Source organism: Mycobacterium sp. NBC_00419 (assembly GCF_036023875.1).
In the GTDB taxonomy this organism is placed as follows: domain Bacteria; phylum Actinomycetota; class Actinomycetes; order Mycobacteriales; family Mycobacteriaceae; genus Mycobacterium.
The window spans coordinates 1,794,958-1,816,535 of record NZ_CP107931.1 but is presented as its reverse complement, the minus strand read 5'-3'; the positions used below and the strand labels follow the sequence as shown (position 1 = coordinate 1,816,535).

The 21,578-nt window shown below is 67.5% G+C and carries 23 protein-coding genes and 1 tRNA gene; 16 read left to right on the top strand and 8 right to left on the bottom strand.

Features of this window, described 5'->3' with window-relative positions; translation table 11 throughout:
- Positions 1-37: 37 nt before the first annotated feature.
- Entirely contained in the window at positions 38-367 is a 330-nt protein-coding gene (locus OG976_RS08385) for an FmdB family zinc ribbon protein (protein ID WP_328360469.1), read from the bottom strand.
- A 170-nt stretch (positions 368-537) separates the two neighbouring features.
- Positions 538-1,134 (bottom strand): 5-formyltetrahydrofolate cyclo-ligase, encoded by a 597-nt coding sequence (locus tag OG976_RS08380; RefSeq protein WP_328360466.1) that lies wholly within the window; start codon positions 1,132-1,134, stop codon positions 538-540.
- 61 nt (positions 1,135-1,195) lie between these two features.
- Between OG976_RS08380 and OG976_RS08375 the strand changes: the two genes are divergently transcribed.
- The 7 genes from OG976_RS08375 (at position 1,196) to OG976_RS08345 (ending at position 8,064) form a co-directional block, all read left to right on the top strand.
- On the top strand, positions 1,196-2,116 hold the full coding sequence (locus OG976_RS08375) for a UTP--glucose-1-phosphate uridylyltransferase (protein WP_328360464.1): 921 nt from the start codon (positions 1,196-1,198) through the stop codon (positions 2,114-2,116).
- Positions 2,117-2,165: 49 nt separating this feature from the next.
- Entirely contained in the window at positions 2,166-3,413 is a 1,248-nt protein-coding gene (glp, locus tag OG976_RS08370) for a molybdotransferase-like divisome protein Glp (RefSeq protein WP_328360462.1), read from the top strand.
- Positions 3,414-3,418: 5 nt separating this feature from the next.
- Positions 3,419-4,072 carry a GNAT family N-acetyltransferase gene (locus tag OG976_RS08365; protein WP_328360459.1) on the top strand — a complete coding sequence of 218 codons (654 nt, stop codon included), beginning with the start codon at positions 3,419-3,421 and terminating at the stop codon, positions 4,070-4,072.
- A gap of 145 nt (positions 4,073-4,217) precedes the next feature.
- The gene (sepX, locus tag OG976_RS08360) at positions 4,218-5,288 is read left to right on the top strand and encodes a divisome protein SepX/GlpR (RefSeq protein WP_328360456.1); all 1,071 of its coding nucleotides are present in this window, start codon (positions 4,218-4,220) and stop codon (positions 5,286-5,288) included.
- A 51-nt stretch (positions 5,289-5,339) separates the two neighbouring features.
- A tRNA-Ala gene (locus OG976_RS08355) sits at positions 5,340-5,412 on the top strand.
- Between the two features lie 578 nt (positions 5,413-5,990).
- Positions 5,991-7,673, top strand: a complete 1,683-nt coding sequence (locus OG976_RS08350) for a TNT domain-containing protein (protein WP_328360453.1) — start codon at positions 5,991-5,993, stop codon at positions 7,671-7,673.
- Between the two features lie 22 nt (positions 7,674-7,695).
- Complete coding sequence (locus OG976_RS08345) at positions 7,696-8,064, top strand: hypothetical protein (RefSeq protein WP_328360450.1); 369 nt, start codon at positions 7,696-7,698, stop codon at positions 8,062-8,064.
- Positions 8,065-8,210: 146 nt separating this feature from the next.
- On the opposite strand, the gene OG976_RS08340 is transcribed toward OG976_RS08345, so the two are convergent.
- Both OG976_RS08340 and OG976_RS08335 read right to left on the bottom strand, forming a co-directional pair.
- Complete coding sequence (locus OG976_RS08340; RefSeq protein ID WP_328360447.1) at positions 8,211-9,086, bottom strand: pyridoxamine 5'-phosphate oxidase family protein; 876 nt, start codon at positions 9,084-9,086, stop codon at positions 8,211-8,213.
- The gene (locus OG976_RS08335) at positions 9,083-9,652 is read right to left on the bottom strand and encodes a TIGR03086 family metal-binding protein (protein WP_328360444.1); all 570 of its coding nucleotides are present in this window, start codon (positions 9,650-9,652) and stop codon (positions 9,083-9,085) included. The genes OG976_RS08340 and OG976_RS08335 overlap by 4 nt, the downstream gene beginning before the upstream one ends.
- 104 nt (positions 9,653-9,756) lie before the next feature.
- Here OG976_RS08335 and OG976_RS08330 point away from each other — a divergent pair, with 104 nt between their 5' ends.
- Together OG976_RS08330 and OG976_RS08325 are read left to right on the top strand one after the other, a co-directional pair.
- Positions 9,757-10,353, top strand: coding sequence for a CGNR zinc finger domain-containing protein (locus tag OG976_RS08330; protein WP_328360441.1), 597 nt, complete (start codon positions 9,757-9,759; stop codon positions 10,351-10,353).
- 103 nt (positions 10,354-10,456) lie between these two features.
- Complete coding sequence (locus tag OG976_RS08325) at positions 10,457-11,077, top strand: hypothetical protein (protein ID WP_442930513.1); 621 nt, start codon at positions 10,457-10,459, stop codon at positions 11,075-11,077.
- A gap of 12 nt (positions 11,078-11,089) precedes the next feature.
- Here the strand turns inward: OG976_RS08325 and OG976_RS08320 are convergent, their stop codons facing one another.
- Both OG976_RS08320 and OG976_RS08315 read right to left on the bottom strand, forming a co-directional pair.
- Positions 11,090-11,824, bottom strand: coding sequence for a GAF and ANTAR domain-containing protein (locus tag OG976_RS08320; protein ID WP_328360436.1), 735 nt, complete (start codon positions 11,822-11,824; stop codon positions 11,090-11,092).
- Between the two features lie 153 nt (positions 11,825-11,977).
- Positions 11,978-12,415 (bottom strand): DUF1398 family protein, encoded by a 438-nt coding sequence (locus OG976_RS08315; RefSeq protein WP_328360433.1) that lies wholly within the window; start codon positions 12,413-12,415, stop codon positions 11,978-11,980.
- Positions 12,416-12,466: 51 nt separating this feature from the next.
- On the opposite strand from OG976_RS08315, the gene OG976_RS08310 reads away from it, so the two are divergent.
- Positions 12,467-12,889 carry a MarR family winged helix-turn-helix transcriptional regulator gene (locus OG976_RS08310; protein ID WP_328360430.1) on the top strand — a complete coding sequence of 141 codons (423 nt, stop codon included), beginning with the start codon at positions 12,467-12,469 and terminating at the stop codon, positions 12,887-12,889.
- 5 nt (positions 12,890-12,894) lie between these two features.
- Here the strand turns inward: OG976_RS08310 and OG976_RS08305 are convergent, their stop codons facing one another.
- Positions 12,895-13,446 (bottom strand): hypothetical protein, encoded by a 552-nt coding sequence (locus OG976_RS08305; protein WP_328360427.1) that lies wholly within the window; start codon positions 13,444-13,446, stop codon positions 12,895-12,897.
- Between the two features lie 221 nt (positions 13,447-13,667).
- Between OG976_RS08305 and OG976_RS08300 the strand changes: the two genes are divergently transcribed.
- A complete protein-coding gene (locus tag OG976_RS08300) occupies positions 13,668-14,960 on the top strand; it encodes a histidine phosphatase family protein (RefSeq protein ID WP_328360424.1) in 1,293 nt (430 codons plus the stop codon).
- A gap of 54 nt (positions 14,961-15,014) precedes the next feature.
- Here the strand turns inward: OG976_RS08300 and OG976_RS08295 are convergent, their stop codons facing one another.
- Positions 15,015-15,767: an O-methyltransferase gene (locus OG976_RS08295; RefSeq protein WP_328360421.1), complete on the bottom strand. Its 753-nt coding sequence runs from the start codon at positions 15,765-15,767 to the stop codon at positions 15,015-15,017.
- Between the two features lie 44 nt (positions 15,768-15,811).
- On the opposite strand from OG976_RS08295, the gene OG976_RS08290 reads away from it, so the two are divergent.
- The 5 genes from OG976_RS08290 (at position 15,812) to OG976_RS08270 (ending at position 21,559) form a co-directional block, all read left to right on the top strand.
- Entirely contained in the window at positions 15,812-16,558 is a 747-nt protein-coding gene (locus OG976_RS08290) for a methyltransferase family protein (protein ID WP_328360418.1), read from the top strand.
- 82 nt (positions 16,559-16,640) lie between these two features.
- Positions 16,641-18,935 carry an MMPL family transporter gene (locus OG976_RS08285; RefSeq protein ID WP_328360415.1) on the top strand — a complete coding sequence of 765 codons (2,295 nt, stop codon included), beginning with the start codon at positions 16,641-16,643 and terminating at the stop codon, positions 18,933-18,935.
- Between the two features lie 31 nt (positions 18,936-18,966).
- Entirely contained in the window at positions 18,967-20,037 is a 1,071-nt protein-coding gene (locus OG976_RS08280; RefSeq protein WP_328360412.1) for a type III polyketide synthase, read from the top strand.
- Positions 20,037-20,546 (top strand): isoprenylcysteine carboxyl methyltransferase family protein, encoded by a 510-nt coding sequence (locus OG976_RS08275; protein WP_328360409.1) that lies wholly within the window; start codon positions 20,037-20,039, stop codon positions 20,544-20,546. Before OG976_RS08280 ends, OG976_RS08275 begins: the two co-directional genes overlap by 1 nt.
- Positions 20,543-21,559 carry an NAD(P)/FAD-dependent oxidoreductase gene (locus tag OG976_RS08270; RefSeq protein ID WP_328360406.1) on the top strand — a complete coding sequence of 339 codons (1,017 nt, stop codon included), beginning with the start codon at positions 20,543-20,545 and terminating at the stop codon, positions 21,557-21,559. Before OG976_RS08275 ends, OG976_RS08270 begins: the two co-directional genes overlap by 4 nt.
- The last annotated feature ends 19 nt before the right edge of the window (positions 21,560-21,578 follow it).

The following is a 21,578-nucleotide window of genomic DNA, read 5'->3' as shown; positions in this document are numbered from 1 at the left end:
GTCCGAGCCGTCGGGCGGGCGGCGGGCCTGTGGATAACTAGCTGGAGGCTGCTGCAGCAGGAGTAGACGAACTCGAACCCGTGCTCGACGAGGACGACGACGAGTCGCTGGTGCTCGACGACTTCTCCGAACTCGACTTCTCCGAACTCGAGGACGTCGACGACTCCGCCTTGGCGGTGCTCTTCGAGGCGTCCCGGCTGTCGGTGCGGTAGAAGCCGCTGCCCTTGAAGACCACGCCCACCGAGTTGAACAGCTTGCGCAGCCGACCAGAGCACTGGGGGCAGGTGGTCAGTGCATCCTCCGTGAAGGCCTGCACAGCATCGAAGCGGTTGTCGCACTCGGTGCACGCATAGCTGTAGGTCGGCACATGAACCTCCGGAAGGGAACAAAACTTGTTAGCACTCTACCGTGCCAAGTGCTAGAACCGCCATCTGGTGGGTATCATTCCCCTCACGCCGCACACGGGGAGCGGTGGGCCGAAAATGCCACGAAAGCGGTTTCAAGGGGAGTCCGGCGGTGCAAGGTGTTTCCGTGGCGTCAATAGCCGTCGCCGAGAGCGACCAGACCCCGATGCGGGGTCAGCGCATGCGTCATCCGGATGTCGTGCGCCTCGCTGGGCAATTCCGCGAGGACTTCCTCGTCGCGGACCACCGCCACCAGCCGCGCGCCCGGTGCGCACAGCCCCAGCGAGCGGTCGTAATACCCGCCGCCGCGGCCCAGCCGCACGCCACGGCGGTCCACCGCCAACGCCGGCACCAGCACGACGCAAGCCTGGGCCACCGCCGTCTCATCCAGCCGCGGCCCGGCCGGTTCGAGCAGGCCGAACCTGCCGGCCGCCAACTTCCCGGGCTCGTACTCGCCCCACAGCAACGCCTCCGGGTCGCCGGGGCGGGTCACCGGCAGCAGCACCCGGGCACCCAGCTCGCGCAGTCGGTCCAACAGCTCCGGCGAGCCCGGTTCGGCGCCGGCCGGCACGTAGGCGCAGACCGTGTCGCCGGGCCGGGCGACAGCCGCCAGGTGGCTGCTCAGTGCTTGCGCCTCGGTCTCACGGACCTGGTCGGGAACGGCGCGGCGCGCGGCCAGCAGGGCGGCCCTGTGTTGAGCTTTCGATCCGGCAAGCACGACGTCCACCATGTCAGCGAGCGCATCAATTGCGCCATAGGGAAGGCCAGGGGATGCGGATAGGGTGTGAACGATGACGCCGCCAGAGGTTCCGATTCCGCGCACGGCGATTGTGCCTGCGGCGGGCCTGGGTACGCGGTTTTTGCCGGCGACCAAGACGGTCCCCAAGGAGCTGCTGCCGGTCGTCGACACTCCGGGTATCGAGTTGGTCGCCGCGGAGGCCGCCGAGGCCGGTGCCGAACGGCTGGTGATCGTCACCTCCGAGGGTAAGGACGGGGTGGTCGCCCACTTCGTCGAGGACCTGGTGCTCGAGGGCACGCTCGAGGCCCGCGGCAAGAAGGCGATGCTGGCCAAGGTGCGCCGGGCCCCGGCGCTGATCAAGGTCGAATCGGTGATCCAGCACGAGCCGCTGGGTCTGGGCCATGCGGTCAGCTGCGTGGAGCCGGTGCTCTCCGACGACGAGGATGCGGTGTCGGTGCTCCTGCCCGATGACCTCGTGCTGCCCACGGGTGTGCTCGAGACGATGGCCAAGGTGCGCGCCAAACGGGGCGGCACGGTGTTGTGCGCCATCGAGGTCTCGCCGGCCGAGGTCAGCTCCTACGGCGTCTTCGACGTCGAGACGGTGCCCGATGCAACCAACCCGAACGTGTTGCGGGTCAAGGGCATGGTGGAAAAGCCCAAACCCGAGGATGCGCCGTCGCAGTTCGCCGCGGCCGGGCGCTACCTGCTGGACCGGGCGATCTTCGACGCTCTGCGCCGGGTGGAGCGTGGGGTGGGCGGCGAGATTCAGCTCACCGATGCCATCGAGTTGTTGATCAAAGAGGGCCATCCGGTGCACGTGGTGGTCCATCGCGGGTCTCGACACGACTTGGGAAATCCCGGCGGCTACCTCAAGGCTGCGGTTGACTTTGCCTTGGATCGTGACGACTATGGCCCGGACTTGCGGCAATGGTTGGTCGCGCGACTGGGCCTGGCCGAAAAGACCGAACAGTAGGGGCTGCGGCGGGCCCGCGCGATCGGGGCTCGAGGCAGAAAGGCGCACTGTGCGCTCGGTAGAAGAACAGCAGGCCAGGGTGGCGGCTGCCGCTGTGGCGCCCCGCCCGGTTCGGGTTGCGATCGCCGAGGCGCAGGGACTGATGTGCGCCGAGGAAGTCATCACCGAACATCCGCTGCCCGGATTCGACCAGGCCGCCATCGACGGCTACGCGGTGCGCAGCGTCGACGTGCTGGCCGTCGGTGATGATGACGAGCAGGGCGGTGAGATCAGCCTTCCCGTCATGGGCGTCATCGAGGCAGGTACCCGTACGCCGAGCCGGCTGCAACCCAAGCAGGCCGCTCGGGTCCAGACCGGCGCCCCGATGCCGACACTGGCCGACGCGGTGCTGCCGCTGCGCTGGACCGACGGCGGTCAGACCCGGGTGCGGGTGCTGCGTGGGGTCCGGTCGGGTGCCTACGTCCGGCACACCGGTGACGACGTACAGCCCGGTGACGTCGCGGTGCGCGCCGGCGCGATCATCGGCGCCGCACAGGTCGGCCTGCTGGCCGCGGTGGGACGCGAACGGGTGCTGGTGCATCCCCGGCCGCGGGTGACGGTGATGAGCGTGGGCGGCGAGCTCGTCGACATCAGCCGCACTCCCGGCAATGGCCAGGTCTACGACGTCAACTCCTACGCGTTGGCCGCGGCCGCCCGCGATGCCGGTGCCGAGGTGAACCGGATCGGGATCGTCACCACCGAACCCAAGGAACTGCGTGAGGTGGTCGAGGGCCAGCTCAGTCGCGCCGAGGTCGTCATCATCGCCGGCGCGGTCGGCGGCGCAGCGGCCGAAGGCGTACGCACCGTGCTGTCCCAGCTGGGCGAGATGGAGGTCAGCCGGATCGCGATGCATCCCGGTTCGGTGCAGGGCTTCGGTCAGCTCGGCCGCGACGCGGTGCCGACGTTCCTGCTGCCGGCCAATCCGGTGAGCGCCCTGGTGGTCTTCGAGGTGATGGTGCGCCCGCTGATCCGGCTGTCGTTGGGCAAGCGATCGCCCATGCGGCGTGTCGTGCAGGCCCGCGCGCTGTCCCCGATCACGTCGGTCGCGGGACGCAAAGGCTTCCTGCGCGGGCAGCTGATGCGCGACCAGGACACCGGCGATTACCTGGTGCAGGCGCTCGGCGGTGCACCCGGTGCCTCATCGCATCTGCTGGCCACGCTGGCCGAGGCCAACTGCCTGGTTGTGGTGCCCACCGAGACCGAGCAGGTGCGCACCGGCGAGGTCGTCGACGTGGCCTTCCTGGCTCAGCGCGGCTGAGCCCGGTGAACCTCTGGCGTAGTAGCTCGCTGCATCCTGGCTGGCCGATGACCGTCGGTCCGCTGCGGGTGCCTGCCGGGCTGATCCGGCTGCGCCCGGTGCGGATGCGTGATGCCGCGCAATGGAGCCGGATCCGGATGGCCGACCAGTCGAGGCTGGAGCCCTGGGAGCCGACGGCTGAGGTGGATTGGGCTGTGCGCCATGCTGTTTCGTCATGGCCGCCGATATGTTCGGGTCTTCGGGGCGAGGCACGCAAGGGCAGGATGCTGCCGTATGTGATCGAGCTCGACGGGCACCTCTGTGGTCAGCTGACGATCGGGAATGTGACGCACGGGGCGTTGCGGTCGGCCTGGATCGGCTATTGGGTGTCCAGTGCGGTGACCGGGCGGGGGATAGCTACCGGCGCGCTCGCGCTGGGACTGGACCACTGCTTCGGGCCGGTGACTCTGCACCGGGTGGAGGCCACGGTACGGCCGGAGAACGCGGCGAGCCGGGCGGTGCTGGCCAAGGCTGGGTTCCGCGAGGAGGGCCTTCTGAGGCGCTATCTCGACGTCGACGGGGCGTGGCGTGACCACCTTCTGGTGGCCATGACGGTCGAGGAGGTGGACGGCTCGGTGGCGGCCCGTCTGGTCGACCGAGGACTCGCCCGCTGGAGCTGACGCCCACGTCACCTGTTACTAATGTGACATTTGTGGCTGTTGGTGCTTGTCATGGCCTAATTACACGTGTGTAATTGTCTGCGGCGCGCCGTCTCGGGTTGCGTAGGTCACGGACCTAGCCTGAACGGGAAAGGAGCAGGCCACCATGCCAAGCATCCCCCAGTCATTGCTCTGGATCTCACTTGTGGTGCTCTGGTTGTTCGTGTTGGTGCCGATGCTCATCAGTAAGCGCGACACTGTTCGTCGCACGAGCGACGTCGCGCTGGCCACCAGAGTCCTCAACGGCGACGACAAGTCCCGACTGTTACGGCGCAAGGGCCGACCGGCCGCCGGTCACCACCACGATCCCGATTGGCAGCGCGACGAAGACGAGTTCGACGACTACGACGAGTCCGAGTCGGACGAGTCCGCCCAAGACCTAGCCGAACCGGTGCGCACCCGCGCCGTGGTCGTTGTCGCCGCGGTCGCCGAAGAGGTGCGGCTCGACCAGGACTATCTCGACGTCGACGTGGTCGACGAGGATTCCGGCGCACTGCCGGTCGGCGGCGGCGCTGTGCGCGCCCAGACCGCACAACCGACGCTGTTCGACGAGGCGGCAGAGCCAGTCGCCAAGCCCCAGCCCGAACCCGCTCCCGAGCCCGTCGCCGAGCTGGACGCCACCCAGGAGTTCGACGCCGTCACCGACGACGACCCGCAGGACGGCACCGCCGACGACTACGAATATGTCGACGACACCTCGGGTTTGGAAACCGAGGACGAGCCGGCGACCGCGGCCACGCCCAGGGTGGGACGCTCGCGGCGGCTGGAGTCCAGCACCGCTGCGGCGGTAACTGCACGAAAGTACCGGTTCCGCAGGCGGGTGTTGACGGCCATGTCGGCCACCATGATCCTCACCGCCGTGCTGGCGTTCACCGTCAGCCGCGACCTGTGGTGGGCATGTGCCAGCACTGCCGTGGTCACGATCCTGTACCTGGGTTACCTGCGCCGCCAGACCCGTATCGAGGAGCAGGTGCGCCGCCGTCGTCAACAGCGGATGGCGCGCTCGCGGCTCGGGGTGGAGAACACCGAGGATCGCGACTACGACGTGGTGCCCTCACGGCTGCGCCGACCGGGTGCCGCCGTGCTCGACATCGACGACGAGGACCCGATCTTCGAGCACCTCGACGAGGTGCCGTTCGCGCGGCATTACGACCTGCCGCGTGCGGCCGGCCAGTAGCCCGCCGGTTTCGGCCGGTGTGCCTTGGACTGGTAACCTGCTACCGACCAAGGGGCTATAGCGCAGTTGGTAGCGCGTCTCGTTCGCATCGAGAAGGTCAGGGGTTCGATTCCCCTTAGCTCCACTCTGTTTGTGCCGGCAGGCCCGCCCCCGACAGGAATGTCGGCAAGGGGCTGAATCGCTCTTACTGCGTGCCGGTGGCTTCTGGCTGGCACCAGTGCGATGTGCGCCGAGCTGTTATGCGCTCGGAGTTTGTCTTTCGTGCTTACGAAGCGCATGTTTCGCAGTTCTGAATTGATGGGTTGTTGGCGCGTTGTTACCCTTTGCTGGAATTCATGGACCAGCAGGTCTTATGGGGGACTGGATGTCGCTTCGGGTCAATGTCGAGGATCTGGCCGCGTCGCATTCGGCGGCCGCTGGTCATGGTGAGGACTTGGCGACGACGCATGCTGCGGACGATGGCGGCATGGCAGCTGCGCAGGTCGGCTGGCAGGGGGTGTCCGCTCTGGCATTGGCTGGCCTGTCCGAGCAGTGGTTGGTCACGACTGCCGCGCCGCTGTTCCGCTTGAACGACCGCGCCTTGGGGCTTCAAGGCCCGTGCTTCAGGGGTTCGCCGAGATGGAGTAGCGAAACAACCAAGCCTTGCAGGAGTCGGCGCAGGCCGCCAACACGATTGCTGGCCCGACCGATCTCTGAGCCGCGATGACCCTGACCGTTCTGGATATCGAGCGCTGGAATGCCGGTGATGTGCGTGAGGTGTTCCATGCGGCCACCAGCCGCGCCCAGGCGGCCATGGAAGCTGCCGACGGGTTGGCGACGCTTCCGGCGTTCGAGACGTGGGGCGGCCAGGCCGCCGAGGCTGCCAAGGAGGCAATCGGCCAGACGCGAAGAGATCTGGACGCCGCTGGCAATGAAGCGCTGGCGGTCGCGAATGCGGCCGGTAGTGCAGCGGACGAAATCGAGCGGATCAAGTTGGAGCTGGCGAGTCTGAGAGCCGACGCCGAATCGCTGGGTATGGAGATCGATCCTGTTGCGGGCACTGTGCTGCCCGGTCCCAAGGTGCGCAACCCGATGGAGGCCGAACTCAAACAGGCGCAACTGCAGCCGCGGTTGGACAAGATCGTCGCCGAAGCCAACTTGATCGATATGGCCCTGGCCAACGCCATCAACATGGCCGGCGGCAAGGTGCCGATTCCGCCATTAACGCGCATCGACGGCCCCGGTGTGCCGTCGACGCATCGTCCGTCGTGGCCTGAGAATCACGATCAGTTGAACGGGGGGCGTGCGGCGGATCCCACGCCAAGCGTGCAGGACTTGCTTACCGGGGCGGGCCGTCCTGATGCAGGTGGTCAGCCCGCCGATGTGAACCAGACGCTGGATCGGATAGCGGGTGTTCCGGCGCCTGTCAGGGTGGCGAAGCCAGTGGTGTTCTCTGCCAAGGAGATCGAGGGTTTCAAGGCTACCGCGCGCAGGGCTTTGGCAAGTGAGGGCATGTCAGCGGAGCAGATCGAGTCGGCATTGGACGGCATGGTGGCGCGCGCACAGGCGATGGGGTGGGATTTTCCGGATTACCACCCGCCGGAGCCGGTTCGTATGCCTGCGCCGGGGTTCGGTGAGGGTTTTGGCGATGCGTGGCGTAATACCGAGCAGGGCATCAAGAATCTCTTGGGGCAAGGTGGCCCGGGGGCCCCGGGTGTGCTGGAGTCTTGGAAAGACATCGCCACGGGGATTTCCGACACCGTGACCAATCCGGTGGGCGCGGTCGTCGGAGAGATCCAACACGCCGCGGATTCACCCAGCGCGGCTTACTACGCGGGGGAGAAGACCTTCGATTTCGCCTCCGTCGCGGCGACTGCCCCGTTCGGGTTGGAGGGCGCTGCGGTGCGTGCTGGCCTGCCGGCCGAGCTGGTTACCGAAGGTGGCATCCCATTGTCGGCCATGCGTGGGTGGGATCCGTTGGGAGGCATGCACCCAACAGAGTTTGACAATCAGTTCGGCGGGGCGGGGGCTCGGGTTTTCCCCGACAACAACGGATTTCCGCCAGGCTATGTCCCGCAACCCGCCCATCTACCGGCGGGGACGATCATCGACAGAATCGGATCCATGGATGGGCGCTATTTCGCTCCGGACGGCACTCCTTTTGGCGGCCGGGCGATAATGCCGGAAAGTGCTGGCGGGGAGTACAACCGTTACATGCTCACCGGTAAGCCGCTTCCTGAAGGGTGGCAGATTGTCGAGGGGCCGATACAACCGTGGTTCGGGCAAACGCCGAACCCTGGGGTCCCCCAATATATGCTCGTCGGTCCCCCCGGGGTTAAGGTCAGCGCATATGAATTGTGGCGTAGGGGTATCTTTGACGACTGTGGGCCGCCCCTTGGACGCTAGGTCGAGTGAGCTGCAAACCGAGATGGGTCGGCTTGCAGTGCAATTGGGGGTCAGCCCCCCGCCCGTTGGATTGTTGACCAATGATGGGTTGAACATCTTCGTCGCCGATGATGGTTTGTATCATTACACTTTCTATGAGCGCGGGCAGCTCGGATTCGATCGTGCAGGCGGCTTCGACGATGTTCTGTACTGGTACTGCCAGGGCGTGGTCACCCACACATTGGCCCGCCCTATAGGAGACCGTGCACAGCGGTTCCATTTCGAGTACGAGGTTCTCAGTCGCCTCAACCCCGAATGGGCCAAGCGCAATGTACGCGAAACGGCCGCGATGTTCCGCAACGGTCAGCCCGAAGACATTGCGCTGCTTCCCGACATCGGCGAACAGCTCTGATGCGCAGTCGCGTAACCGCCACGTGGTCGCATACGGTTGACTGACCCGATCCAACGTCCTGCTCTGGCCAGATGGACTGTCCAGTCAACGGTGCCGAGTTCGAGAGTTGTCCTGCTAATTCCACTCAGTTTGTACCGGCAGGCCCGCTATCGCGGCAGTCTCGCCACCACCACCCGCTCGGGCGTGAAGCTCACGCCGCGGCCGGTGTGCACGCCGTCGGCAGGGGCGCTGTCATCCCACGTCAGTGCGGCCCGCCCGGAGAGCTGAAGCGTTGTCCCCGTGTCGAAGTCGATGAACAGCAGGGCTGCGCTCGGATCGATGGCGATGTTGCCCAGGCTGTTGAACAGGTTGTTGCCGGGATAGTCGGGGAACCACAGCCGGTCATGGGCGGCGATCACGAAACCGGCTGGGCCACCACGGTGTGACGCGTCGGCTCCCGACACCGGATGCGTCGTACCCAAGAAGAACGTGTCGGCGCGCTGGATCAGCCGGCGGTCCTCTTCGCGCAGGGCCTCCCCGGTGAACACCGGCTCGCGATCTGCACCGGCCGCACCATCGGGAGTATTCGAGGTGTGGATGTACTTCGGGCAATTGCCGTAGGACTGGTCGACCTCGATCGTGAGCCCCGACGGACTCGGGCTCACCACCCCGTTGATGCGCCAGCGACGCCGGGTGGCGAAGTCGATGACGATCGCGCCGGCGGGCTGCCCCGCCGGCATGTCGTGCAGCGGGTCGGCGTCGGGAATGCGGGCATCGACATGCAGGGTCGTCGGGTTGACGGCCGCGAGGAAGCCCGGATCACCGAACACCGGCGACGTCCACAGTCGGCCTTCCGCGTCGCGGGCGGTCAGGACGGCCAGCCGGGCACTGGCCAGCAGGGCGGTGCTGCTGCCGCGGAGATGACCGCGGGCGAGCATGGGGGCCAGCCGCTCGGCTTGCGCACTAACTCCCGCCTGGGTCTGTACGGCGAGTTCGCCGCTGTGGAATCCCACAGCGGCGTCCCCGTTTCCGTTGCTCGTCACAGCGGGTGCCTGCCGGCGAACGCGATGACGCGCTGTGTTGGCGTGGCTGCAGTCTCCGTCGCAATCGCCGGACCGAAGAGGTTCTGCGGCCGCAGGGCCGGGACGAGTTGAGCGCCGACGGCTTCGGCCAACTCGGCCTCGGCGGCGTCGAACTCCACGGTCTGGTCGAGGGCGACAGCGAGATCCCAACTGTGGATCAGCGTGGAGTAGGTGATGATGCCGACGGCCTGCTCGGCGGCCATCACACCGAGGACCGTCGAGATCGGGGACTGCCAGTCGGTCACAGTCGCCCACGCATGGTGTGAACGCTGCACCGAATGCTCGGCCACCGCAAGCGGTGCGGCACCGAGAATGTCCGCGCCGCTGAAGAGCTCTTCCTCGGTCGGCCCGCCCTGTCCGTCGATGCCGTGGGCGAAGGCGTCGATCGAGGCGACGGTGTGGCTCAGCAGCGAGCGCACGTTCCAGCCCGTGCAGGGGCTGGGCAGGTCGAGATCCGGCGCAGCGAGCGCGGCGGTCAGGGCCAGGAGTCGCCGGTCGGCGCTGTGCAGGAGGTCGAGCGAGTTCATCGGGGATCCTTTTCTGACGTACTAACGGTAGTTGATCGATCTTGCCGTTAGTAAGCATGCGCAGAACCTTCTAACGTTGTCAAGTCACTGCTATCGTTAGTCTGATGGATACCGAGTCACGGCTCGCCGACGCCCAGGCGGCTGGCTTCTTCGTCGCCGGGGAGCCGCTGGCCGTGGATCTCGCGGACACACTCATCACCGTGCAAGACCCGCCGGTCGACCTTCTGCCTGATGAAACCGCATGCCGGCGGTGGTGGGACCTGCAGGCCGACCGCCTGCCGGAGGGGGCCACGGCACCGCCACGTGGGCCCACCGTCGAGTTGCGCCACGCCGTCCGGAACATCCTCGACGCCCAGCTGACCGGCGCAACCCCGGACCTGGCCGCCGTCGCGGTGGTCAACAACACCAGGGCCCAGGCGACCGCGGTCCGGCGTCTCGAGCACTCCGCTGCGGGGTGGACCGCCGCCACGACGTGGCGGTCTCCCGCCGACGGGCCCTATGACATCGCACTGGCGGTGGTCGCCGACAGCCTCATCGACCTGCTGACCGGGCCCGGCCTCGGGCGCCTGCGCAGGTGCCAGAATCCCGCCTGCAGCATGCTGTTCGTCGCCTCCGACGCGCGCCGGAAGTTCTGCACCCAGAACATCTGCGCCAACCGCACGCGGGTGGCCCGTCATTACCGCCGTCACCGCGACAGCTGACCCCCGGCGCCCGGACCTGTGTTGTCGATCTGGCACCCGAACGTTATGAGTTCCTGCTCGTCGTGACCACCCGGGCCGTGTCACTGTCGATCCCGTGGCATTCATGGATCCGATGAGGATCGACAACAGGCTGTCCGCGCGCTGTGCGGCGGTCGCGTCGATCGGCGCAGCCGTCATCCATCTCGGCGTCGCGCCTGCGCACTGGCAGGACTGGGCGGTCTCCGGGGTGTTCTTCGCCGCCATCGCGGTGTTCCAACTGATCTGGGGATTCGTGGCCTGGTCGCGGCCGACGGCGCTGGCGCTCGGGGCAGGGGTCGCGGTCAACGCGGGTTGCGTGGGCCTGTGGGTCATGTCCCGGACCGCAGGCGCACCCTTCGGTCCGCACGCCGGTCAGCCCGAAGCGGTGGAAGCGGCCGGCATCTGCGTGCTTCTGCTGCAGTGCTACGTGATCATGGGCGCATTGTGGACCTGGCTGAGAAGCTCTCGGGCACAACAGGTTTCCGGTAAGGGACGAGTGCTCGTCCTCGTCGGCGCCAATTCGGTGATGGCGCTCGCCGTCACGGTCGGCCTGGCGTCCGGATTGCAGGGCCACCGCCACGACCTACCGCCGCTGGCCACACCGGCGGCACCGGCCGCGCCCGCCGAACCGGCGCATACCCCGCACGCGGAACCGGTCACGAACATGGGGCTGCATACCGGCGGCGACCACCACGACCACCCCTGACCGCGGGCGGCCTCAGCTGGCGGGGGGCTTGCCCCGGCTGGCGATCACGGCCTTGGCGACATCGGTCAGCTTGATGTTGAAGTCCTGCGAACTGCGGCGCAGTACCTCGAATGCCCGCGGTTCGTCGATGTCGTTGAGCACCATGAGCATGCCGACGGCCTTGCCGATCTCCCGGTTGCTCAACAGCGCGGACCGCAGACCGTCGGCGTCTTCCCCGCGGGCCGCCGCGGCGGCCGCGACGCTGGCGAATGACGCCATGACGATCGCCCGGCCGGCCGCATAGGAGTCGAATGCGCCCGGGGTGTCGGAGAACAGGTTGAGCGCGCCCACCTTGTGCTCGTCGACCATCAAACGAAACGCCATCATCGAGCGCACCGGCGTCTCCGCCAGCACTCGCTGCGCCAGCGTCGGCCACTGACTGGAGACGTGCAGATCCGGCTCCACCTGCGCCGACTCATCCTCGATGGCATCCACGCATGGGCCTTCGCCGATCTCGCGCTCTAGGTCGTCCACCCGCCGCGCGACCTCATCGGTGGCAGCCACGGTCACGTAGTCGCCCTTGCGTTTGAGCAGGATGCTGGCGTGGTCGCAGCCGGGGACGATCATGGTCGCGGCAACGCAGATGGCCGGATGAACGTCGTCCAAGCCCGACCCCTGGTAGACGATGTCGGCCAGGTTCGCGAAGACCGCCTGAGGCTCGACGGTGCCGTCGGGCGTCGACACCTCATCGGATTCTCTGGTCGTCATGTCGTCAAGCATGTCCGACAGAAGAGGCGCTGGCCAGAGGCGGGGTGGCTACTGGCCGGCATCATCGACCGGCAACGCGGATCCGGCGGCGCCCAGGAGTGCTGCGCCGGCACCGAGTACGACCGCATCCGGCGCAAAGCATCCGCTGAGTGTTCAGTCGCGCGGGAGCTCACCGCACACGGTCACGGCCGGAAAGTGCTCGACGTAGCTCTGCTCATCCAGGCCGGTGTAGGTACAGGTGCGCTCGTCGAGGTCGACGACGAAGTGCACGACGCCGGCGCGCCACGCCGCCTCGGCGAACTCCGGGAAATCGGTCTTGCCCGCCTGGTCGGCGCGTAGCGCACCGACGAGCGCAGCCTCGTCGAACTCCGGCACATCGTGCATGCCCTGGCGCAGGGGTGCGTCCTGGGTGAGCACGGCGCCCAGGTCGGTCCGGTAGAGGCACTGCATCGCGGGCAGCCAGTAGGTGAACTGGTGAACGCCGTTGCGGTGCAGGGCCTCTGCGAAATGTGGGAAGCCTGCGACAGCCGGACGGCGGGCCGCACCCTCGCGCAGTGCAGCATCGAGTACGACGACGGCATCGGAAGTCATGACAACATGCAACCAATATGACAATATATTGTCAAATAGGAAGGTGTGCGGATGCCTGATGAGGTGGCTCTATTGGTGGCCGACGTGTTCGAACTCGCCGGCCTGCTGCGGCGCAGCGGTGATGCGGTGGCTGCCCGCGAAGGGCAGACCCAGGCGCGCTGGCAATTGCTCAGCGTGATCGGCGACGAGGCGCTCACCGTGCCGCAGGCGGCCCGCCGACTGGGGATCACCCGTCAGGGCATTCAGCGGGTGGCCAACGATCTGGCAACCGAACGGCTGATCGAGTTTCGGGACAACCCCGACCACCAGACGTCGGCGCTGTTGGTGCTGACCCGTTCCGGCCGGCACACCCTGGCCGCGATCACCGAGCAGGCGGCGCACGACAACCAGCGACTGGCCGAGGCGCTGGGCGCGAGGCGACTGCGGGCCACCCGAGACGGGGTGCGGCAGATGATCGACGCGCTCAGATCCTGACTGGCCTAGCGGCTGCCGCCCACCTCGGCGGGCAACGGCGGCGGCAACGGCGTGGTCGAGGTGGGTGTGGTGGGGCTGGGCTTGGCCGACGTCGTGGGCGTGGCCGTCCCGGACGTGCTCGGGGCGGAGCTGTCCGTCGTCGACTTCGGAGCCTGGGGCCCGTGGAAGTCCACCCATGACTCACTGCGGATGGTCTTGCCGCCGGAGTTCACCGTCAGCGACTTCGAGTCGACCAGATAGGTGATGCCGTCGTTCTCGGCGTCGTAGGCGCCGCTGCCATAGGCCGAGGCCGACAGGATCAGCTTGGCGCCGTCGCGCACTCGCACGCCGCGGTACTCGTACTGTCCGCCCGAGTCCTTGCAGATCGCCACGCGGGAGGTCTCGGTGCTGCCGAACAGCACGGCGGTCTCCGAAGCGGAGCAGCGAGCCGTGGAATCGATGTAGCCCAGGGAGTCGTAGGAGGGCGCAGCGGCCGCCGACGGCAGGCCGATGACGAACATGGACGACACGGCCGCGACCGCCGCGACTCGGGCGGTACGGACCCACACAGATGACATCACTCCATCCACGACACCATGGGTGAGCTCCGGTTACGAGGGTCGATGCCGAGAAAGTACGAGATCGTTAGTGTCCCGATACCCGGCGCGGTGCCGAACGCGACCGACGCGTCGTTCGATAATCATCGGTAGACAGTTTTCCGTTCTTGTACAGTGTCGGAGCGCACATTCAGAGATGGGTGTGAGCAACCACACAGCGGGGGGTCACAGATGGAGTTTGGATGCGAGATCAGACAGGCGGCGCGCTGATGCCGCGCCGAGCCTTCAACGCGGTCATGACGGTCCTGGCGGCCGTCGCCCTCTTCGTCACGTCGGCGTTGCCGGCGTGGGCGGCCGACTCGGTCACCGTGACTTTCGTCCGCCATGCGCAGTCCGAAGGCAACGTGCCCGGCGCCGGCATCGACACGCAGGTACCCGGCCCGAACCTCACCACGCTGGGCGTGCAGCAGGCTCAAGGCATCGCCCAGAGCCTGGCCAACGCCGGCTACTCCAGCGTCTACACCTCCACCATGGTCCGCACCGCGCAGACAGCGGCGCCGATGCTGGGCATCACCCATCAGACGGCGACCGCAAATGCGGGCTTCAACGAGATCAGCGCCGGCATCTTCGAGGGCGCTCCCATCGACAGCGGCCTCGGGCGCATCTTCTACTTCCTGATCCCGCTGACCTGGACCCTGGGCCTGCGTTCGGTGCCCATCCCGCTCGGTGAGGGCGGAAACGAGTTCGAGGCGCGCGTCAATGGCGCGCTGGCCTCCGTCATCGCCAACGGCGGCACCGATCCGGTGATCTTCTCGCACGGCGCGACCATCATGATCTGGACGATGATGAACGTCGACAACCCGGATATTCCGCTGCTGCTGAGCCATCCGCTGGGCAACGCGGAGCAGGTCGTCATCACCGGCAATCCGGAGGACGGCTGGACGCTGGTCAGCTACGCCGGCATCCCGGTCAGCCAGACTCCGGGCCTGGGCACCCAGCTCTTCGTGAACACCCGCAATCTGATCGTCGCTCCGCAGACCGCCATCTACAACGTCGTCCAGGCGGTCAAGACCCTGGACCTGCCGACGATCATCAACGCGATCGCCGGCGGCGTGGCGCTGGTCGCCAAGGCCGGCGTCGACTTCGTCAAGGACTCGGTGACCGACATCGTCAACGCGATCGTCGGCGCGCTGCCGGGTGGGGCGCAGGCCACCGCCGCGGCGACCAAGGCCGCGGCCGTCAAGTCCGCGTCGCCGGCGACCACGTCGCTGGTTTCGGGAACCGAGCCGGCAACCGAGCCGGTCAAGGACTCCTCGGATACCGCCCCGGCGGCCTCCGAAAGCGGCAACGGCGCAACCGATCTCAGCGACGGCAACAAGGTCGAGCCGGGCAAGTCCGGCTCGGCCCGGCATGCGGGTTCGCTGCAGTCGGTGTCGGACAAGGCTGACGACAGCTCGTCGGCCGGCACCTCCGGCGGCTCGGCCAAGAAGTCCACGGGCGGCAGCAAGCGCGCCAGCGAGAAGGACGCTGCCTGACTCTCCCCGCTCGCGACATCGGCCCCCTCCACACCGGAGGGGGCCGATTCGCGTTCAGCCGAGGTACACCGACTCCAGCACCAGATCCGGCACCAGTTTCTGGTACTCCATGTGGGTGCGGTGTTCGACGGTCTTCCAGCCGCGGCCCTGTTGCTCGCGCATGTAGGCCCGGTACTTCGGCGAGCCCGGGAAGCCGACATTGTCGGCGACCGCGACAGTGCCGGGATGCAACCAGCCGCGCGCGGCGATGCTGAGCAGGTCGGCCAGGTAGGCGTTCTTGTCGTGGTCGATGAACAGAAAGTCGACAGAGCCGGGCATCACACCGTGTTCGTCGCGCAGCCTGTCGAGGGTGCGGCCGTTGTCACCGATCGTCCCGACCACGCAGGTGATCCGGTCCGCCGCCCCGGCGTGAGTCCAAATGCGTTTGGCTACTTCAGCATTGGCCTCGGAGAGTTCCACCGACAACACCCGTGCCTGCGGCGCGCACCGGGCGATCCGCAGCGCGCTGTACCCGCAGTAGGTGCCCAGTTCCACCGCGACCCGCGGATCTGCGGCCCGGACCGCGGCGTCGAGCAATTCGCCCTTCTCGTCGCCGATGTTGACCAGGAACGATTTGGCGTAGGCGTACTCGTCGAGTTTGGCCAGCACATCGTCGATGTCACCCTGGCGGGCATTGGCTTCGACGTAGTCCGCAGCGGCGGCTTCCCGGCCGTCGCCGATCTGCCCGGTCTTGTTGAAGTTACGGATGCCGATCCCGGTCCGCAGAACCGACCATCGCAACAGGGGCAGACGCTGGCGAAGCTTCATGACCTCACGCTACGTTGTGCCCGGGGGTGCCACCCGGAGGTTTTGTGCAGTCAAGCGGGGACCGGACAGCTGTGGCGCTGTGTTACGGCGTGATCTGTCATGTCGTCTTCGTCCTCGGTGTGGGCGCCATGATGGTGGCGATGTTCTTCGGCATGAGCCGCTCCCTGGGCACGTTGAGCGCGCCGTGGAGTTGGGTCGCCAACGCCGCACTGCTGGTGCAGTTTCCCGTGGCCCACTCCCTGTTGCTCACCGGCTCCGGCAGGGCCGTGCTGGTACGGCTGGCCCCCCGGGGCACCGGCGGCACGCTCGTGACGACGACGTACGCCACTATTGCCGCGCTGCAGGTGTTGGCCTTGTTCGCCCTGTGGTCGCCCACCGGCATCATCTGGTGGCAGGCCGGCGGCGCCGCCCTGTGGGTCCTCATTGCGCTCTACGCCGCATCCTGGTTGCTGCTGGGCAAGGCGATGGCCGACGCGGGCCTGTCGGTGCAGACCGGCAGTCTGGGGTGGACGGCGCTGCTGCGCGGACGAAAGCCGGTCTACCCGCCGATGCCCACCACGGGCCTGTTCCGGCTCACCCGCCAGCCGATCTACGTGGCGTTCGCCCTGACGCTGTGGACGGTGCCGACGTGGACGCCCGACCAGCTGGTCGTCGCCCTGACATTGACCGGGTATTGCCTGGTGGCTCCGCTGTTCAAGGAGGCGCGGTTCCGGCGGATACACGGTGCGGCATTCGACGAGTACGCCAGCGCCGTGCCCTACTGGCTGCCATTGCCGCGAAAGCGGCGCTGAACCCCCCGTAGCTTTGATGAACCGGAGCGCCATGATGTACGTGTCAGCTTCAAGACGTCACCGATAACCGAAGGACGAAACATTGCTGCAAGCGATCGCCCGGCTGGCCATCGCGGCCCCGCGGCGAGTGATCGTTGTCGCGGTGCTCGTCATGGTCGCCGTCGGAATCTTCGGGGTCCCGGTGGCCACGCACCTGTCCCCGGGCGGCTTCCAGGACCCGACCTCGGAGTCGGCACGGGCGGCCCAGCTGCTGACCGAGAAGTTCGATCAGGGTGACGTCCAGCTCCTCGTCGTGATCACCGCGCCGGACCGCTTCGACAGCCCGCAGGCCCGTACGGCCGCCACCGACGTCATCGACCGCCTGCAGCGCTCCGGGCACGTCGCCGCCATCACCTCGCCGTGGACCTCGCCGCCGCAGGCCGCCGCCGCCCTGGTCAGCGCCGACAAGAAGTCCGGGCTCATCGTCACCGGCGTCGTCGGCGACGAAGACAAGCTGCAGGGCTACACCAAGACGCTCTCCGAGGACATCGCCCGCGACTCCGACGGCATGGTGGTCCGCTCCGGGGGGACCGCGATGGTCAACCTCCAGGTCACCGAGCAGTCGCAGCACGACCTGTTGTTGATGGAATCGATCGTGGTACCGCTGAGCTTCCTGGTGCTGGTGTGGGTGTTCGGCGGGATGTTCGCCGCCGCGCTGCCCGTCGCCGTCGGACTGATGGCGATCCTGGGATCGCTGGCCGTGCTCCGTGTCACCACGTTCTTCACCGACGTCTCGATCTTCGCGCTCAACCTGACCACCGCGATGGGCCTCGCGCTGGCCATCGACTACACCCTGCTGATGATCAGCCGCTACCGCGACGAGCTGGCCGAAGGGTCGCCCCGCGAACTGGCGCTGACCAGGACGATGATGTCGGCGGGGCGCACGGTGCTGTTCTCGGCGACGACGGTGGCGCTGTCCATGGCGGTCATGGTCGTGTTCCCGATGAACTTCCTGCGCTCGTTCGCCTACGCCGGTGTCGCCACCGTCGCGTTCGCCGTGCTGGCCGCCATCGTCATCACTCCTGCGGCGATCATGCTGCTCGGTGACCGGCTCGACTCGCTGGACGTCCGGCGGCTGTTCCGCCGCATCTTCAAGCGCGCCGAACCTGCGGTAAAGCCTGTGCAGGAGCAATTCTGGTATCGCTCAACCACATTCGTGATGAAGCGGGCCATCCCGATCGGGTTGGCGGGCGTGGCGCTGTTGCTGATTCTCGGCACGCCGTTCCTGGGGGTGCGTCCCGGCTTCCCCGATGACCGGGTGTTGCCGCAATCGGCGTCCGCGCACCAGGTGGGCGATCAGCTGCGCCGCGACTTCACCAACAACTTCGAGACGGCGGTGCCGGTCGTCATCGTGGATTCCGACGGACTGTCCGCCGGGGAGGTATCCCGCTACGCGGCCGACCTGTCCAGGGTGCCCGATGTGGTGTCGGTGTCCTCGCCGACGGGGGCGTTCGTCGACGGGCAACTGGCGGGACCGCCGACGGCGGCGACCGGACAGGCGTCGGGCAGCACGCTGCTGACCGTGGACAGCAAGGCCCCGCTGTTCTCCGAGGCCTCCGAGCACCAGCTCGACATGTTGCACGCCGTGGCCGCCCCCGGCGGACGAGGCGTCGAGTTCACCGGCATCGCCCAGACCAACCGCGACAGCGTGCAGGCGATCGCCTCGCGGCTGCCGCTGGTACTCGGCCTCATCGGCGCGATCATGCTGGTGCTGCTGTTCCTGCTGACCGGCAGCGTGGTGCTGCCGATCAAGGCGCTGTTGCTCAACATCCTGTCGCTGTCGGCCGCCTTCGGCGCGATGGTGTGGATCTTCCAGGACGGCAATCTCGGGGCGCTCGGGACCACCTCCACCGGCACCCTGGTGGCGAATATGCCGGTGCTGCTGTTCTGCATCGCCTTCGGGCTGTCGATGGACTACGAGGTGTTCCTGGTCTCCCGCATCCGGGAGTTCTGGCTGGCATCCCCGCAGACCAGCGCGGACAACGACGAAAGCGTGGCCCTCGGGGTGGCCCACACCGGCCGGGTGATCACCGCAGCGGCTCTGATCATGGCGATCTCGTTCGCCGCGCTGATCGCCGCGCACGTGTCATTTATGCGGATGTTCGGGCTGGGGTTGACCCTGGCGGTGCTCGCCGACGCGACTCTGGTGCGCCTGATCCTGGTGCCGGCGTTCATGCATGTGATGGGCAGATGGAACTGGTGGGCGCCAAAACCGCTGGTCAAGGTCCATCAGCGCTTACAGATACATGACGGAGCCGTCCTGCCCGCAGCAAAGGGCGGTGCGGCTGACAATACTGTTGAGGGTGTCCAACAATCGGTCCCTTCGCCAGACAGCTGAACCACTCCGCTCCCAGGATCGTGGTTAAGACATGGCCCCCAAGTCTGTTATCGCCGGAGTCCGCGGCGAACTCCCTCCCCTTCGTTACAGCCAGGCAGAGATCACCGAAGCGTTCCTGGAACTCCCTGGGTACAGCGAGTTCGACGAGATCGTTCGCAGCCTGCACCGCAGTGCCAAGGTCAACAACCGGCATTTCGTGCTGCCGCTGGAGCGCTATTCCTCGCTGACCGATTTCGGTGAGGCGAACACGCTGTTCATCGAGCACGCGGTGGAGCTCGGCGCCGCGGCCGTCTCCGGTGCGCTCGAGGAAGCCGGCCTGCGTCCCGAGGACGTCGACCTGATCATCTCGACCACGGTGACCGGCGTTGTGGTGCCGTCGCTGGATGCCAGGATCGCCGGCCGGCTGGGGATGCGGCCCGATGTGAAGCGGGTGCCGCTCTTCGGCCTGGGCTGCGTGGCCGGCGCGGCCGGTGTGGCGCGCATGCACGACTATCTGCGTGGCACCCCGGACGGGGTGGCGGTGCTGGTGTCGGTGGAACTGTGCTCGTTGACGTTCCCGGGCGCCAAGCCCGCGATGGCGAGCCTGGTCGGCAGCGCCCTGTTCGCCGACGGCGCGGCGGCGGTCGTCGCGGTCGGTGAGCGCAAAGCAGACGAGATCGGGGCATCGGGTCCCGACGTGCTGGACTCCCGCAGCCATCTGTATCCGGATTCCTTGCGCACCATGGGATGGGACGTCGGCGCATCCGGTCTGGAGCTTGTGCTGTCGGCGGATCTTCCCGAGACCATCGAGCGCTACCTGCCCGCCGATGTCACCGATTTCCTTGGTGCTCATGGCCATACGATGGACGACATCGGTGCGTGGGTGAGCCATCCCGGCGGCCCGAAGATCATCGAGGCGATCGTGTCCAGTCTCGACCTGCCCGAGGATGCACTGGAGCTGACCTGGCGCTCGCTGGCCGAGATCGGCAACGTGTCCTCGTCGTCGGTGCTGCATGTCCTGCGCGACACCATCGCCAAGAGGCCGCCGAGTGGCAGCCCGGGCGTCATGATGGCCATGGGCCCGGGGTTCTGCTCCGAACTGTTGCTGCTGCGCTGGCATTGATGACCTGGTACGTACTGCTGCTGGCCGCCGTCGCACTCGAGCGGGTCGCCGAGCTGGTGGTCTCCCGGCGCAACCTGGCGTGGAGCCGCGAGCGCGGCGGAGTCGAGTTCGGTGCGAGCCACTACCCGGTGATGGTGGTGTTGCACACCGGGCTGCTACTCGGCTGCCTCGTGGAGGTTCTCGTCGCCCACCGGCCGTTCCTGCCCGCACTCGGCTGGCCGATGCTGGCGATAGTGATTGCCGCCCAGGGGCTTCGGTGGTGGTGCATCACCACACTGGGACCGCAGTGGAACACCAGGGTCGTGGTGGTGCCCGGTGCGCCGCGCGTCACCGGCGGCCCGTACCGGTACTTCTCGCACCCCAACTACGTGGCCGTCGTCGCCGAAGGTGTCGCCCTGCCGTTGGTGCACAGCGCCTGGGTCACCGCGCTGGTGTTCACCGTTCTCAACGCCGCGCTGCTGCGCACCCGCATCCACACCGAGAACACCGCACTGGCGAGCCTGACGTGATCGACCTCGTGGTGGCCGGCGGCGGTCCGGCCGGACTGGCCACCGCCCTGTATGCCGCTCAGGCCGGTCTGGCTGTCACCGTCGTCGAACGCCGTCCCGGCGTCATCGACAAAGCCTGCGGCGAGGGTCTGATGCCCCACACCGTCGGACAACTGGCGAAGTTGGGTGTTGCGGTGCACGGCAAGCCCTTTCGGGGTATCGCCTACCTCGACACACGCCGGCGTATCGAGGCACCGTTCAAGTCCGGTTCCGGTCTGGGTGTGCGGCGCACCGCGCTGCACAGCGCGCTGCGTGACGCCGTGTCGGCCGCTGGTGTGCGGGTGGTCACCGGCGACATCGGTGCGGTGCGCCAGGACGCCGACGCTGTGTACTGCGGTGAGTTCCGCGCCCGCTACCTGGCCGCTGCCGACGGGCTGCACTCACCGATCCGCCGGGCCCTGGGCCTGTCCCGGCCCAGCCGTGGCCCGCGGCGGTGGGGTGTGCGGCGACATGTCCACACCGCGCCGTGGAGCGACACCGTCGAGGTCTACTGGGGTGAGGGTGCCGAAGCGTATGTCACTCCGGTCGCCGACGACTGCGTCGGCATCGCGATCCTGACCTCACGGCAGGGTTCGTTCGAGGACCACCTGGCCGAGTTCCCCAGCCTGCGGGACCGGGTGGGCAGCCTGGCGCACGGCCGAGACCGCGCCGCGGGCCCTCTGCAGCAACGGGTTTCAGCCAGGCGATCCGGCCGGGTCATGCTGGTCGGTGACGCGGCCGGCTACGTCGACGCGCTGACCGGTGAAGGTCTGGGGATCGCCTTCGGCGGGGCCGAGCTGCTGGCCAACTGTGTGGTGGCCGACCGGCCGCAGGACTACGACCGCCAGTGGCGGCACATGTCGCGGCGCTACCGCGTGTTGACGGCCGGTCTGCTGCATGCCAGTGAGTTCAAGCCGGTGCGATCGCGCATCGTGCCCGCGGCCGTTGCACTGCCGTCGGTGTTCGCCGGGATTGTCAACCAGCTGGCGTACTGACCGGCGTAGGCTGCGCCGC